This window comes from Streptomyces sp. NRRL S-244 (genome assembly GCF_000717915.1).
GTDB lineage: Bacteria > Actinomycetota > Actinomycetes > Streptomycetales > Streptomycetaceae > Streptomyces.
Genome location: NZ_JOCX01000006.1, coordinates 246,015 through 260,385 on the forward strand (window position 1 = coordinate 246,015; position 14,371 = coordinate 260,385).

Sequence of the window (14,371 nt, forward strand, 5' to 3'; positions counted from 1 at the left end):
GCGGCTCTCTTCTTCTTCATCGTGTCGTTCACTTCAAGCCAGGAGGCCCGGGGGGCCCTCGACTGGTCGTTCACGTGCTGTTAACGCGGTGTGGAGTCAGTACACAAGCCGTGCGTCCTTCGGGTGCAGTCACCGAAACCATGAAGGAGTTGGCTGGCGGCCTCCCTCGTCTTGTAGATTCGTATGAAAGGCAGGATGCAACGACCTGCCCGATTTCCAACGGCAACATTCGAGACAGATCGGCGGCGACACCATGCGGCTGCGCGCACTGCTGGAAACCGAGGCGCTGGGGCTGCGGCTGCTGGGCGGCGAGGACGAACTCGACCGGACGGTCCGCGGCGTCATGACGACCGACCTACGGGATCCCAGCCGATACCTCACGGGGGGCGAACTCGTCCTCACCGGCCTGGCCTGGCGAAGAAATTCGGCCGACTCCGAGCCGTTCGTACGAATCCTGGCGAGCGCGGGCGTCGCCGGCCTCGCGGCCGGCGAGGCGGAGCTGGGGGACATCCCCGACGATCTCGTTTCAGCCTGTCGGCGCAACCGGCTGCCGCTGTTCGCCGTGAACGAAGACGTTGCATTCGCCACGATCACCGAGTACGTGGTGCGGCAGGTCTCCGGTGAGCGCGCGGGCGATCTCGCGGCCGTGGTGGACCGGCACCGCCGCCTGATGACGTCGGGCCCCGCCGGTGGCGGACCCGATGTGGTGCTCGATCTGCTCACCACCGACCTCGATCTGCGCGCCTGGGTGCTGTCCCCCACAGGCCGGCAGATCGCCGGCGCGGGAGAACCCCTGGCTCCGGGCGTCTGTGCGACCCTGGCCGGCGAGCACCTGGCGGCGGTCCGCACCGGGCGCAGGGGCCCGCACCGGATCTCCATCCAGGGTATTACGTACTCCCTCTTCCCGATCAGGGGAGCGGGCCGGGGCCCGGGCGGCCCCGGGGCCCGTGACGTGCGGGAAAGCGTGCTCTCGGACTGGCTGCTGGCCGTCGAGGCGGACGCCGGGGACTGGCCCGCCGAGCGGCTGGACCTGCTCCAGGGCGTGACCCAGCTGATCGCCGTCGAGCGCGACCGGCGCGACGCGGCCCGCACGGTGCGCCGCCGCCTCGCCCAGGAGGTGCTGGAGCTGGTCCAGACGGGCGCCCCGCCCGCCGAGATCGCCGCCCGCCTGCGGGTCGCGGCCCCGGTGCTGCTGCCCGGGCTGGGCACCGCCCCGCACTGGCAGGTCGTCGTGGCCCGGGTCGACTGGGACGGCGGGGACATCCCCGGCGGCCCGGTGGCCCAGTCGCTGCTGGAGGAGATCCTGGTCGACCCGTCCGTCTCGGGGCCCGAGCCCTCGGACCGGATCGCCGTGGCCCACGCGGGCGACGAGGCCATCGCTCTCGTACCGCTGCCCGCGCTCCCCGCGGAGCCCGGCGAGGAGAAGGGCCCGGACCGTGCCCTGCACGCCGACGAGCTGCTCTCCGCCGTACGGGAGCCCCTGCAGGCGGGCCTCGCCGACGACGGCCGGCTCACCCTGGGCGTCAGCGCCGCCGTGCACTCCGCGGAGGGGCTGCGCGGGGCGCTGGAGGAGGCCCGGCACGCCCGCCGGGTCGCCGCGGCGCGCCCGGGCCGGGTCTGCGCGGCGGGCCACCACGAGCTGGCCTCGCACGTGCTGCTGCTGCCGTTCGTCCCGGACGACGTGCGCCGCGCCTTCACGGCGCGCCTGCTGGACCCGCTGCGGGACTACGACCGCCGCCACCGCGCGGAGCTCATCCCGACGCTGGAGGCGTTCCTGGACTGCGACGGCTCGTGGACGCGCTGCGCGACGCGGCTGCACCTGCACGTCAACACGCTGCGTTACCGGGTCGGGCGAATCGAGCAGTTGACGGGGCGTGACCTCTCGCGGCTGGAGGACAAGCTCGACTTCTTCCTGGCCCTGCGGATGAGCTGAGCGGATCCGGCCGGGGCCGCCCCCCGCACGGCCGAGCGGTGACGACCATGAGCCTGACACGTCGTCCGGACTTTGTGAAAGAGTTCACCCGACCCCTTGGCCGAAGGCTCCGATCCGTGCTCTCATTTCGCCCCAGGGGCTCAACGACGTGCTGCTTGGTTGCTTTGGGGAGGGCAATGTGGCGGATACCGCCATGTCCGGTGCCGGAACTACCGGGGGAGACGACCCCCTCCAGCGGGCGATATGGCGGCTGCGCTCGCGCGGCTGTTGGACCGACGCGGCAGCCCTGCTGACGCCCCACCTGCACGACGCCGGCGCCGCCGTGCAGCGGACCGCGCTGCTGGTCGAGCGGTGCCTGTTCACCGGGCAGGGCTGGGCGGAGGCGGAGGACGCGCTGCGGGTCGCGGAGGCGGTGGCGCACGACGACGACGAGCGGGGCGCGGCGGCGTGCGAGCGGGGGCAGCTGGCGTACGCGGCGACCGTGCTCGGGGTCCGCGACCGCTCGGACGAGGCCCGCTCCGCCCTGGGCCGGGCGGCGGCGCTGCTCTCCCCCGGTTCCCGGACGCGGCCGCTGCTGGACTTCCGGCGGGGACTGGTCGCGGAGCACCTCGCGGACGCCCCGCAGTCGGCCCGTCCCGCGTACCGCCGGGCCCATGCCGGGGCGCTGGCGCACGGGGACACGCTGCTGCTGTCCTTCACCTGGCGCCACCTCGCGGCGCTGTCCCTGCGGGACGGGGAGGTGGCGGAGGCCCGCAAGGGCTTCGCGGAGTCCCTGCGCATCCGGGAGGACCTCGGCTTCCTGATCGGCACGGCCCCCGCGCTGGCGGCGCTGGCCGAAGCCGAGCCGGAGCCGGAGGCGGCCCGCCTGCGGGCGGAGGCCCGCCGCCTGTTCCACCTCCTGGGCGGCATCCCCACCTGGCTGGCCGACCAGCTCCACCCGGGCGAGCCCAGCCCCGCCGGGGTGTGAGGGCGGCTTCCGTCGGGAGCCCGGCGGCTTCCGGCGGCTCCCCGCTCAGCGGGCGGTGGAGCGGGCGGTGAAGTGGACCCGGAGCAGGGGTTCGATCAACGCGAGGTCACCCGTGATCAGGGCCTCCAGGAGGGCCGTGTGCTCCGCGGCGTCCGCGACGAGCTCCGCCCGGCGGGTGCGCGGGGTTCCGGGCAGGGGCCACTGGGAGCGGCGGTGGAGTTCCTGCGCCACCGAGACCAGCTGCTCGTTCCCGCCCAGGGAGAGCATCTCCCGGTGGAAGGCCCGGTCCGCGTCCGCGTACCCCGCCAGGTCGCCGGCCTCGGCGGCCTCGGCCGCAGCGGCCGCCGCGGGCCGCAGCGCCGCCCAGGCCTCGGCCGGGACCGTACGGGCCAGGCCCAGCACCACCGGCACCTCCAGCAGCGCCCGTACCTCCGCCAGCTCCGCCAGGGCCCGCGGCGTACGCGACAGCACCCGGAAACCCCGGTTCGGGAGGCATTCCACCGCCCCCTCCAGCGCCAGCTGCTGCATCGCCTCGCGCACGGGGGTCGCGGAGACCCCGAAGCGCTCGCCCAGGGCCGGCCCGGAGTAGATCTCCCCCGGCACCAGCTCCCCCTCGACGAGGGCCGCGCGCAGCGCGTCGAGCACCTGCCCGCGCACCGAGTGCCGGAGCACCTTCTGCGCCGGGATCAGCGCCGCCACCCTGCCGTGGGCCGCCTCGTGCACTCGGTCCTCCTCGGGGTCTCGACCTGACCTTGCGCCGTCCCGAGAATAGGCGAATCGGTCCGGCAGGTGCTGGCGCGGCCACCCTAGATCAGATAAGGTAAGGCTTACCTTTCCCTCTTTCGACCGTGCGAATCGGTGGTCCCGCCATGCCCGACAGCTCCGTCGTCGCCCCGCCCCCGGCCGGCTCTCCGGTGGCGGACGCGTACGCACGCCTGTCGCGGGCGTACGGCCGCCTCCAGGTCGTCGAGCGCGCGGCGCACGAGCCCGCCCCTCGCGGTGTGGGGTGGATCGGCGCGGACGCGCTCGCGGCCGGCGGGGCCGAGGTGGACGGCTACCTCGCCTGGGACGACGCCCAGGTGCTGCGGGACTACGGCCGCCAGGCCCGCCCCGACGTGGTGGCCACCTTCGGGCTGCACCGGTACGCGTGGCCCGCGTGCCTGCTCGTCACGGCCCCCTGGTTCCTCGACCGCCGGGTGCCCCACCTGTCGGCGCGGGACGTGGCGTTCCACCGGACCCAGGGGCGCATGAGCGTGCGCGTCGAGTCCTTCTCCTGCCTGCCGGACGATCCCGCGGCCGCTCTCCCCGGGGCCCGTGTCGTGCCCGACGAGGAGGCGCTGCGCGCCGGGGTACGGGCTGCGGTGGCCCACCTCCTCGAACCGGTGCTGGAGGGATTCGGCCCGCGCACGCGGCGCGGCCGCCGCGCCCTGTGGGGCATGGTGACCGACGAGATCGTCTCCGGCGTCTGGCACCTGGGGAAGCTCGTGGACGAGGAGCACCGGGCCATGGCCGAGCTGGAGGCGCTGCTGCCCGGCCGGACGGCCCCTTACACCGCCGGCGCGGCGTTCCGCACGCTCGAAGGCCCGCGCGGCGAGCAGCTCCCCACCCGGGACCGGGCCAGCTGCTGCCTCTTCTACACGATCCGGCCCGAGGACACCTGCACCACCTGTCCCCGCACCTGCGACGCGGACCGCATCGTCCGCCTCACGGCTGCCGCCTGACCTCTGAACCCACTCGTACGACTGACCATAATCGAACACAACTCTGGTCGTACGAGCGGCAGTTCGAGCCACAACACCCTATCCGGCGGGCCCCACCCCCCGATGGCGTCCACTTGCCCCGAAACCCGCGTGCCGGGCCGATCTCCTGCGTCACCATGGCTCCCGGAAGGCCGCACACGCGAGGCAGAGGCAAGGGACATCCGCATGAGACTGACCGACATATCGCTGGACTGGCTACTGCCCGGCAGCCTGCTGATCCTGGGCGTACTTGCGGCAGTTGCGGTACTGGCCCGGGGCAAGCGGGAAGGCGACAAGGCCGCGGCCGAGGACACCTGGGAGCGCAGCGAAGAGCGGCGGCGGCGCAAGGAAGCCGTCTACGGAACCGCCTCCTACGTCCTGCTGTTCTGCTGCGCGGCGGTCGCCGCCGCGCTCTCCTTCCACGGACTGGTCGGCTTCGGCCGGCAGAACCTGAACCTCTCCGGCGGCTGGGAGTACCTGGTCCCCTTCGGCCTCGACGGCGCCGCCATGTTCTGCTCGGTGCTCGCCGTCCGCGAGGCGAGCCACGGCGACGCGGCCCTCGGCTCCCGCATGCTGGTCTGGCTGTTCGCGGGCGCGGCCGCGTGGTTCAACTGGGTGCACGCGCCGCGCGGCATGGGCCACGACGGCGCCCCGCAGTTCTTCGCCGGGATGTCGCTCTCGGCGGCCGTCCTCTTCGACCGCGCACTCAAGCAGACCCGCCGGGCCGCGCTGCGCGAACAGGGCCTGATCCCGCGGCCGTTGCCGCAGATCCGGATGGTCCGCTGGCTGCGGGCCCCCCGAGAGACCTTCGGCGCATGGTCCCTCATGCTGCTGGAGGGGGTCCGCACCCTCGACGAGGCCGTCGACGAGGTACGCGAGGACAAGCGCGAGCGGGAGCAGGACCGCCACCGCCGGCGCGACCAGAACCGGCTGGACCGGGCCCGCATCAAGGCCCTGGGCCGGCAGAACCGGGCGTTCGGACGCTCCCGCGCCCGCCAGGTCGACGTACCGGGGCTGACCCCCGGATCGGGCTCCGCGCCGGTCGGCGCGGAGCCGGCCATAGCGGAAACGGGACAGCTGCCCGCCCCGCGCCGCCGGCCCTCCCTGCAGGCCGTGCAGGGACCGGAGATCGCTGAGGTGACCGGCACCCGGACGGTGGACCTCACCGCCGAGGACGACACCCAGACGATCCCCCGCCTCGACTCGCTCGAACGCAAACTCAAGGACCTGGAGCAGCAGTTCGGCTGACGACTGCCATCAGGACCGACCCGGAGGGCCCGCCGCTCAGGCGGGCCCTCCGCCGTAGCCGCCGCCGAACGCAGCGCCGTAGGCCCGGCCGCCGAGGGCGCCGTCCAGCTCGAACCAGACCACCTTGCCGCCGGCCTGCACGGACGCGTCCACGCCCCAGGCGTCGGCGAGGGCCTGCACCAGCATCAGTCCGCGGCCGTGCGTACCGTCGTCGGCGGTCGGTACGTACGGCCGGGGCCGGCGCGCGGCGTAGTCCCGGACCTCCACCCTCAGCCGGTCCGCGGCGAGGCTCGCGGACACCTCCGCGCCCTGGTCGGTGTGGACCAGGGCGTTGGTGACGAGCTCGGTGATCAGCAGCTCCGCCACCTCCGCGGTGTCGGCCGGGCACCGGTGGCGCATCAACTCCCGTAACGCCCGGCGCACTTCGCCCACCGCCTTGAGATCCGCCCGGCGTATGCTCCGGGTGATCTCCACCGCGTCCACCGCTCTCCCGTCCTCGACGGACGGTTCACGCGGTTCGGGCCGCCCTCTCCCCCACTGCTTCCCGGTCTTCGCCCCCACCCGCACGGCGATGTCCCTCCCCCGCAAGTTCCCGTGGATCTCGAACTGGTCTACGGGGATGCATGCCCGCCGGGGCAATCCGCACTCCTGCGGGCTTACGGGCGCGGCACGTTGCGCAGGTTGGATCGAGCCATCTGGATCATCCTTCCCACGCCACCGTCCAGCACGATCTTGCTGGCGGAAAGTGCGAACCCGGTCACCATTTCGGCGCTGATCCTCGGTGGAATGGACAGGGCGTTGGGATCGGTCACCACGTCCACCAATGCGGGTCCCTTGTGCCGGAACGCCTCCTTCAGAGCCCCCGCGAGCTGCCTGGGCTTCTCGACGCGGACCCCGAACGCGCCCGCCGCGCGGGCGATCGCCGCGAAATCCGGGTTGTGGTTGGTCGTTCCGTACGAAGGTAGGCCGGAAACCAGCATCTCCAACTCGACCATCCCGAGCGATGAGTTGTTGAAGAGGACCACTTTGACGGGCAGGTCGTACTGCACCAGGGTGAGGAAATCTCCCATCAGCATCGAGAAACCGCCGTCGCCCGACATCGACACCACTTGACGGCCGCGGTCGGTGAACTGTGCGCCGATGGCCTGCGGGAGGGCATTGGCCATGGAGCCGTGGCTGAAGGAACCGATGATGCGCCGCTTGCCGTTCGGGGAAAGATAGCGCGCCGCCCACACGTTGCACATGCCCGTGTCGACGGTGAACACGGCGTCCTCGTCCGCGAGTTCGTCGACGACGGAGGCCACGTACTCGGGGTGGATCGGAGTGTGCTTCTCCACCTTGCGGGTGTACGCCTTCACCACGCCTTCCAGGGCGTCCGCGTGCTTCTTCAGCATCCGGTCCAGGAAGCGGCGGTCCGTCTTGGCCTTGACCCGGGTGTTCAGCGCGCGCAGGGTCTCCCGTACGTCGCCCCAGACGCCGAAGTCCAACTGCGAGCGACGGCCCAGGTGTTCGGGGCGGATGTCCACTTGGACGATCTTCACGTCGTCGGGCAGGAAGGCGTTGTACGGGAAGTCCGTGCCGAGCAGGATCAGCAGATCGCACTCGTGCGTGGCCTCGTAGGCGGCGCCGTAGCCGAGCAGCCCGCTCATGCCGACGTCGTACGGGTTGTCGTACTGGATCCACTCCTTGCCGCGCAGGGCGTGCCCGACGGGCGCCTTGACCCGGCCCGCGAACTCCATGACCTCGGCGTGCGCCCCGGCGGTGCCGCTGCCGCAGAACAGGGTGACCTTGTCGGCCTCGTCGATCAGCCGGACCAGCTTCTCGATCTCCCCGTCGCCGGGGCGTACGGTCGGCCGGGCGGTCACGAGCGCGTGCTCGATGCTCTTCTCCGGGGCCGGGAGGGAGGCGATGTCGCCGGGCAGCGCGACCACGCCGACGCCGCTGCGGCCGATGGCGTGCTGGATCGCGGTCTGGAGCACGCGGGGCATCTGCTGCGGGTTGGAGATCAGCTCGTTGTAGTGGCTGCACTCGGTGAACAGCCGGTCGGGGTGGGTCTCCTGGAAGTAGCCGAGGCCGATCTCGCCCGAGGGGATGTGGGAGGCGAGCGCGAGGACCGGGGCCATCGAGCGGTGGGCGTCGTAGAGGCCGTTGATCAGGTGCAGGTTGCCGGGGCCGCAGGAGCCCGCGCAGGCGGCGAGCCGGCCGGTGATCTGGGCCTCGGCCCCGGCGGCGAAGGCGGCGGTCTCCTCGTGCCGGACCTGGATCCACTCGATGCCGCCGGTCCGGCGGATGGCGTCGACGACGGGGTTCAGGCTGTCGCCGACGACTCCGTACATCCGGCGCACGCCGGCGCGTACGAGGATGTCGACGAACTGCTCGGCCACGTTCTGCTTGCCCATGGAGAGGCGCCCTTTCGTTGCCCGCCGGGTACGCCCGTCCATCCATCCACACTCCGCGCGGTTACGCCTCCCAGACGGCGGCGGCTGTCCGGTCGTCGGCGTAGCCCTTGAGGCGGAGCTGGGTGTCCGCGAGGAAAGCGGCGAGGCCGGGGGGCTCGGAGCCGTCCCAGCGGGCCGCGAGTTCGGCCGAAAGGAGACCCTCCTCGCGCATGGGGTCGGCGAGCCCGCCGGAGCACAGGAGCAGGGTGTCGCGGGGCCGGGCCACGGCGGCACGGAACCGGAACCCGTCCGCGGCGGTCTCGGCCGAGCCCGACCCCGAGCCCGAGCCCGACCCCGAGCCCGCGTCCGATCCCGAGCCCGAGTCCGGATGGGGCTGCGGCTGCGGCTCCAGGTCCTCCCAGGCCCCGCCCCGGAGCCGGAACAGGCCGCCGGCGCCCGCGCCGAAGGAGATCCGGGTCTTGCACTCGGGGTCGATGGGGAGCAGCAGGACGCGCAGGCCGGCGGTGTACGCCTCCTCCGGGAGCCCGAGCTCGGCGGCGTGGGCGCGCAGGCGCCCGTAGCCCCGGTCGGTGAGGCGCTGGAGCCCCGAGCGCAGGGCGTCGCGCCGGCCGGCGCGGATGTCGTCGGCCAGCCGCTCCCGGCTCCGGCCGACGGCCGAAGCGATCCACCGGCACAGCTCGGCGGCGGCCTCGGCGGCGCCGGGGGCGGCGCGGTCGCCTCCGGCGAGGGCGACGAGGACGAGGGCGTCGTCGCCGGTGCCGAAGCGGGCGGTCAGCAGGAAGTCCCGCCGGGCCTCGCCGCGGAACCGGGCCGAGTCCCCGCGCACGGAGGTGGCACGCAGGGTGTACGCCCCGTGCCGGGCCCCTTCGAGCACGGTGTCGGGCACGAGCTCCTCGAGCGCCCCCGGATCGGCGAGGGGCAGCGCCCCGGGCTCGGCGGCGTAGGTGGGCGCCCGGTCCCCGAGGAACTCCACGACGGGCCGCTCCCCGCCCCACACCGCCGCCGCCTCCCCGCCGGCACCGGCTCCTGCTGCGTCTGCGGACCCGGACCAGGGCTCACCGGCAACCGGAGCCCCTGACCCGCCCGGCGGCCGGGCGGCGGCCTGCCCGGCGCCGGGGGCTTCCCACGGAGCCGAAGGCTCCGCACCGGAACGCGGATCCGGCACGGAGTCGGAGCCGGGCCACGGCTCGCCGCCGGGCCAGGTTCCGGGGCCGGAGCCGGGGTCGGGGCCGGGGTCGGGGTCGGGTTCAAGGTCGGGTGCTGGTGCGGCGGCATCGGCCGTGGAGGGGCCCGAGCCGCCCGCGCCGGGCCAGGAACCGGGCTCGGCAGCGGAAGGGGGCGCGCCGGGACCCGGGGCGGGCCACGTGCCCGCCCCGGCCGCTGCTCCGGTTCCGGCTCCGGGCCGTTCGGTGTCGGGACCCGGGGCGGGCCAGGGATTGGAGGCCCGATCCGCTCCCGGGACGGGCCCGGGTCGCGTACCGGTGTCCCCGGCGGGGGTCCGCTCGGGGGGCGCTTCCCAGGGCGGGGGCCCGGGCGGGGCCTCGGGCGGGGCGCCCCAGCGCCAGACCGGCAGTTCGGGCGGTGCCTCGGGGAGGGCCGGCGGCACGGTCACGCTGCCCAGGCCGTATCCCGTCGTCCCGGGTTCCCGGGGGTCCCGGGGCGGCGGCGCCGACTCCGGGCCGGGCTCCCGACGCGGCCTCGGCAGCACGGCGTGCGGGGGCGCCGCGGGCCCCTGCGGCGGCTCGAAGGGCGCGGGCCCCGGCGGTACCGGCGGCATGGACCCCGGCCCCGCCCCGGGCGGCCCCGGGGGCGCGGGCGGGGCGGGGTTCTGCCCCGCCCGCACAGGTGACACGGGGGGCGCGGGTGGCGCGGGTGGCGCGGGCGGCTCAGGTGGCACGGGTGGCGAGCCCACCGGGCCCGCCGCCGGCGCGGCCTCCTGCGGTGGCCCGGGCGGCCCCTGGGGTGGGACCCGGGTGGTGACGGACGACGCCGAGTGGAAGCGGGTGTCCAGGGTGTCGCCCGGGTCCGGGGTGGGAGCCGGTTCCGGGTCCGGGGTTTCGTACAGCTTCTGCCACCAGTCGTCCGCGCCCTGCTGACTCATGGGCTCATTCTCGGCCCCCCGCAGCGGCAGAAAACGCCGAATACGCGAAAAGGGGTCCACCGGGCCGCCGCCCGGTGGACCCCTTTTCGTATCTCTCGTACGACCTAACGGATGTCGTACGCCCGCACGACCGTCTGGGTGACGGCCGCGCCGTTCGCGTCGGTGAGCTCCACCTTCAGCGAAACCTGCCGGCCGGCCTCGGCCCCGGCGTGGTCCACGACCGCCGACCACCGCCCGCTGCGCTCGGTGACGGCCGCCTGCGTCCAGTGCTCACCGTCGTACGAGTACGCCAGCTTCACCGACTTCAGCGCCCCGGGCACGTACCCCGCGTGCCCCGTGACCCCCAGCCCGATCGACTGCCCGTTCGCCGCCGGCAGCGTCTTCATGCCGTCCGCCGGGATCGAGATCGACGGGAACAGGATCGGGAGGGCCTGCGAGTACTGCGCCGGGTCCTGCTTCGACCGGAAGGTCCACGTCGTCGCCACCGCCTGCGAGCGCTGCCAGGTCCGCGCCGGGGCGCCGAACTTCTCGATCTGCTGCGTCAGTTCGTACGTGGCCTCCTCGGCCGGGACCTCGAAGACCCCCGACGGGTACCAGCTGTCGCCGATCTGCTCGCCGTTGCGCTTCAGGACCAGCCCGCCGGCGTCCCCGAAGGAGCCCTGCTGCGCGTAGTGCCCGCTGTCCCCCCACATCGCGGAGGCGAAGCCGATCAGGTTGCCCTGCCGCTCGGCGGCCAGCTGCGGCCTGCCGGCGAGGTCGCGGCCGGCGACCGGGCCGATGACCCCGTCGTACCAACTCTCGCCGCGCTTGCCGCCCTTGGTGTACGTACGCTGCTGGTCGGTCATGAACTCGCCCCACGGGAAGCTGCTGGAGACCAAGTGGTCCCAGGCCGTGTCCCCGGCGGAGTAGAACTCGGTGCGCTTGCCCGGCACGGCGACCGTGTCCAGGCCGCCGAAGTACACGGCGTTGCCCAGCGGACGGTAGGCGCCGGTCAGGTCGCTGAAGTCGGCGGCCACGCCCATCGCGTGGTACGTGGACTCGACGGAGCCGAGGTCCCGGTCGCGCACCCGGTAGGTCCGGTCCCCCTGCACCGTGCCCTTCTCCACCTGCGCCAGGTTGTAGACGTACGGGCTCTTGGCATTGCCCTTCCAGTTCAGCGTGACCCTGCCGGCCGCGAGCCGCGCCAGCAGCGCCTTCGCCTCCGGCTGCTCGATGGTCAGCGCCGGGAGCGAGCCGCCCGCGTAGCCGGTGAAGCCGGCCCAGCGGCCGGGGGCGTCGCGGAAGGCGAGGACGGCCTTGGCACCGGCCGCCTTGGCGTTGTCCGCGACCTCGTACAGCGAGCCGTCCTCCGCCTTGATCAGGACGATCGCGCCCCTGGCCCCCGCGGCGGCGAGCTCCTCCGGGGTACCGGCGCCCGCGTTGACCAGCGGCGCGCTGCCCGTTCCATCGAGGTTGTCGCTGCCCGTGGAGGCGGTGATCGGGTGCAGCGCCGGGCCGCCGGGGCCGGCGACCTTCAGCTCGGAGATCAGCGGCGCGGCCGCGCGCCAGTAGCTGCCGAACTCGAACTCGCCTTCGCTCGCCCGGCCTTCGACCGAGGCGTAGTAGCCGCGGATCGTCCGTCCGCCCATCGCGGTGCCCGCGTGCAGCCAGGACTCGTCCCAGTACCGGGAGAAGGCGAGGGTGGTGCTGCGGGCCTCGGTGGGCCGGTCGGTGGCGATCGAGAGCCGGGCCGCCTTGCGGGCGTCCAGCACGATCACGGTGTCCTTCTTGACCTCCACCTGGGGGCGGCCCAGGTAGGTGAGGGAGTCGTACAGCGCGGCCCCGTCACCCGCGTCGAGCGTGCCGACGAAGGCGGAGAGGAAGTACGAGCCCGGGCGCACCCGGTAGACCTGGTCCGCGGCGCCGTCGTTGAAGCGGCGCTCCCCGCTGGCGTCGTCGGTGCCGATGACGTCGAGGGAGGAGGGTCCGGCGGCGGGCTTGCCCGCGCGGTCGATCAGCTTGACGCGCAGGGTGACGGTCTCCGGCTCCACGTACAGCGAGAAGGGCGTGGAGACGTGCACGCCGTCCGCGGTGGCGACGACGCGCCCGGTGACGTCCCCGTACTGGGAGCGCTCCAGCCGGGCCGCCGGGTCGAGGGCGAGCGGCACCTTGACGGTGGCCCCGGCCGGGACGGTCACCGTGCGGCGGTCCAGGCCCGCGATCCGGCTGCGGACGGCCGAGCCGTCGTTGCCGGTGACCTTCTCGACGGCGAGGTTCAGCGTGACGGGCCGGGTGCCGCCGTTGGTGTACGGGATCTCGACGCTCGTCCGGTCACCGCGTTCCTGCGGCCAGTGGTACGAGCCGCCCTGCACGGCGGGGGCGCCGGTCACGGTGGTGTCGACGGCGGCCTTGACGTCGAGGCGGCCGCCGCCGGTCTGGCGTACGTCCCCGGGGACGGCGGAGTTCGCGGAGCCGACGAGGGCGGCCTTGACCTGCTGGGCGGTCCAGTCGGGGTGGCGCTGCTTGACGATCGCGGCGGCGCCGGCGACGTGCGGGGTGGCCATCGACGTACCGGACATGGACTGGTAGGCGTACACCCCGCGGCCGCCCGCCGCGGCGGCGGAGATCCCGACGCCGGGGGCGGCGATCTCGGGCTTGAGGGTGTGCTGGAGTCCGGCGGGGCCGCGGCTGGAGAAGGAGGCCGTGGTGTCGTCGCGGTCGACGGCGCCGACGGTCAGCACGCTGGGCGCGCAACCGGGCGAGGAGACCGTGTTGTTGCCGGGGCCGGAGTTGCCGGCCGCGATCACGAAGAGGGTGCCGCTGCTCTGCGCGAGCCGCTCGGCGGCGGCCGACATGGGATCGTCGCAGGCGGTCTGCGAGGGGTCGCCGAGGCTCATGGAGACCACGTCGGCCTTGCTCTCGACGGCCCACTCCATACCGGCGATGATCCACGAATCGAGGCCGTAGCCCTGGTCGTTGAGCACCTTGCCGCTGAGCAGTCCGGTGCCCGGTGCGACGCCCTTCTTGGCGCCGCCGCTCTCGGCTCCGGAGCCGCCGACGGTGGAGATGGTGTGGGTGCCGTGGCCCTGGCGGTCCGCGTCGGTGTCGGAGTCGGTGAAGTTCTTCGACGCGGCGACGCGGCCCTTGAGGTCGGGGTGCTCCAGGTCGGTGCCGGTGTCGAGGACGGCGACCTTGGTGCCCTTGCCGTCGTACCCGGCCGCCCAGGCGGCGGTGGCGCCCACCTGCTTGGTGGACCGTTCCAGGTTCGCCTGGACCTTGCCGTCGAGCCACAGCTTCTTCAGCCCGCCGGCGGCGCGGGAGCGGGTGTCGGTGACGTCCGCCCAGAAGGCGGCGGCCTGCTGTTTGTCGGCGGCGAGGGCGACGGCCCCGATGGAGCCGAGGACGAGGGAGCGCTCGGCGCCGCGCGGGGCCGGGGGTGCGCTGCGCGCCAGGTCGGCGGTGCCATCGTAGACGGCGATGAGCGGGAGCTTCTTGGCGCGGGCGTCGTCGTAGCCCTGCCGGATCAGGCCGGTGACGTTGAAGAGCTCCTGGTCGACCCGGCCGGAGGCGAGGGCCTTGACCGCGCTCTCGGGGTAGACGTAGAGGTCCTTGCCGTTCTGGCGGGTCTGCACGAGCGGCTGCGAGCCGTCCTCGCGCGGCATCGCGGTGGCGGCGGTGCGCCCGGCCGGGTCGGTGGAGACCAGGATCCGGTCGCCGGTGACCAGGGTCACGGTGACCGGGGCCGTGGGCTGCTTTCCGGCCGCTTCGCTCCCCGCGATCGGTCTCTTCCCCGCGCCTCCAGGCGCTCCGTCGCTCGGCTGTGCCGCCGACGGGCCGATGGCGGTGACGGCCAGGACGGCCGCGGTGGCCGCTCCCACCGCCGTACGCGATATCGGGCGCATCGCTCTCCCCAGGTGAATTCCGGCCAACTGCTGCATTGCACGGCAAAGCTGCCCGCAAGTGGCTTCTGACCGGCGGATGTTGGTGCTGCGGTGGCGTCACCTT

The 14,371-nt window shown here is 73.9% G+C and carries 9 protein-coding genes; 4 read left to right on the plus strand and 5 right to left on the minus strand.

What is annotated here, in order from left to right; translation table 11 throughout:
• The first annotated feature begins 253 nt into the window (after window positions 1-253).
• Both IF02_RS0109880 and IF02_RS0109885 read left to right on the plus strand, forming a co-directional pair.
• Window positions 254-1,933: a PucR family transcriptional regulator gene (locus tag IF02_RS0109880; RefSeq protein ID WP_030155405.1), complete on the plus strand. Its 1,680-nt coding sequence runs from the start codon at window positions 254-256 to the stop codon at window positions 1,931-1,933.
• A gap of 178 nt (window positions 1,934-2,111) precedes the next feature.
• Window positions 2,112-2,900 carry a hypothetical protein gene (locus tag IF02_RS0109885; RefSeq protein WP_030155407.1) on the plus strand — a complete coding sequence of 263 codons (789 nt, stop codon included), beginning with the start codon at window positions 2,112-2,114 and terminating at the stop codon, window positions 2,898-2,900.
• Window positions 2,901-2,945: 45 nt separating this feature from the next.
• On the opposite strand, the gene IF02_RS0109890 is transcribed toward IF02_RS0109885, so the two are convergent.
• Complete coding sequence (locus IF02_RS0109890) at window positions 2,946-3,689, minus strand: GntR family transcriptional regulator (RefSeq protein WP_078621990.1); 744 nt, start codon at window positions 3,687-3,689, stop codon at window positions 2,946-2,948.
• Between the two features lie 80 nt (window positions 3,690-3,769).
• On the opposite strand from IF02_RS0109890, the gene IF02_RS0109895 reads away from it, so the two are divergent.
• Together IF02_RS0109895 and IF02_RS0109900 are read left to right on the plus strand one after the other, a co-directional pair.
• Window positions 3,770-4,621 carry a (2Fe-2S)-binding protein gene (locus tag IF02_RS0109895; RefSeq protein ID WP_030155410.1) on the plus strand — a complete coding sequence of 284 codons (852 nt, stop codon included), beginning with the start codon at window positions 3,770-3,772 and terminating at the stop codon, window positions 4,619-4,621.
• A 204-nt stretch (window positions 4,622-4,825) separates the two neighbouring features.
• Window positions 4,826-5,887: a DUF2637 domain-containing protein gene (locus tag IF02_RS0109900; protein ID WP_030155412.1), complete on the plus strand. Its 1,062-nt coding sequence runs from the start codon at window positions 4,826-4,828 to the stop codon at window positions 5,885-5,887.
• A 36-nt stretch (window positions 5,888-5,923) separates the two neighbouring features.
• Here IF02_RS0109900 and IF02_RS0109905 read toward each other — a convergent pair whose 3' ends face one another.
• The 4 genes from IF02_RS0109905 to IF02_RS0109920 form a co-directional block, all read right to left on the minus strand.
• Complete coding sequence (locus IF02_RS0109905) at window positions 5,924-6,343, minus strand: ATP-binding protein (RefSeq protein ID WP_078621991.1); 420 nt, start codon at window positions 6,341-6,343, stop codon at window positions 5,924-5,926.
• A 200-nt stretch (window positions 6,344-6,543) separates the two neighbouring features.
• Window positions 6,544-8,286, minus strand: coding sequence for a pyruvate dehydrogenase (locus IF02_RS0109910; protein WP_030155415.1), 1,743 nt, complete (start codon window positions 8,284-8,286; stop codon window positions 6,544-6,546).
• 61 nt (window positions 8,287-8,347) lie between these two features.
• Window positions 8,348-9,259, minus strand: a complete 912-nt coding sequence (locus IF02_RS35435) for a protein phosphatase 2C domain-containing protein (protein WP_030155417.1) — start codon at window positions 9,257-9,259, stop codon at window positions 8,348-8,350.
• 1,232 nt (window positions 9,260-10,491) lie between these two features.
• Window positions 10,492-14,268 (minus strand): S8 family peptidase, encoded by a 3,777-nt coding sequence (locus IF02_RS0109920; RefSeq protein ID WP_030155419.1) that lies wholly within the window; start codon window positions 14,266-14,268, stop codon window positions 10,492-10,494.
• Between the last annotated feature and the right edge of the window lie 103 nt (window positions 14,269-14,371).

What these genes read in the sequence shown, in the direction of transcription:
- IF02_RS0109880 (WP_030155405.1), top strand. Translation starts at nt 254, where the DNA reads ATGCGGCTGCGCGCACTGCTGGAAACCGAGGCGCTGGGGCTGCGGCTG.
- IF02_RS0109895 (WP_030155410.1), top strand. Translation starts at nt 3,770, where the DNA reads ATGCCCGACAGCTCCGTCGTCGCCCCGCCCCCGGCCGGCTCTCCGGTG.
- IF02_RS0109900 (WP_030155412.1), top strand. Translation starts at nt 4,826, where the DNA reads ATGAGACTGACCGACATATCGCTGGACTGGCTACTGCCCGGCAGCCTG.
- IF02_RS0109910 (WP_030155415.1), bottom strand. Translation starts at nt 8,286, where the DNA reads ATGGGCAAGCAGAACGTGGCCGAGCAGTTCGTCGACATCCTCGTACGC.
- IF02_RS0109920 (WP_030155419.1), bottom strand. Translation starts at nt 14,268, where the DNA reads ATGCGCCCGATATCGCGTACGGCGGTGGGAGCGGCCACCGCGGCCGTC.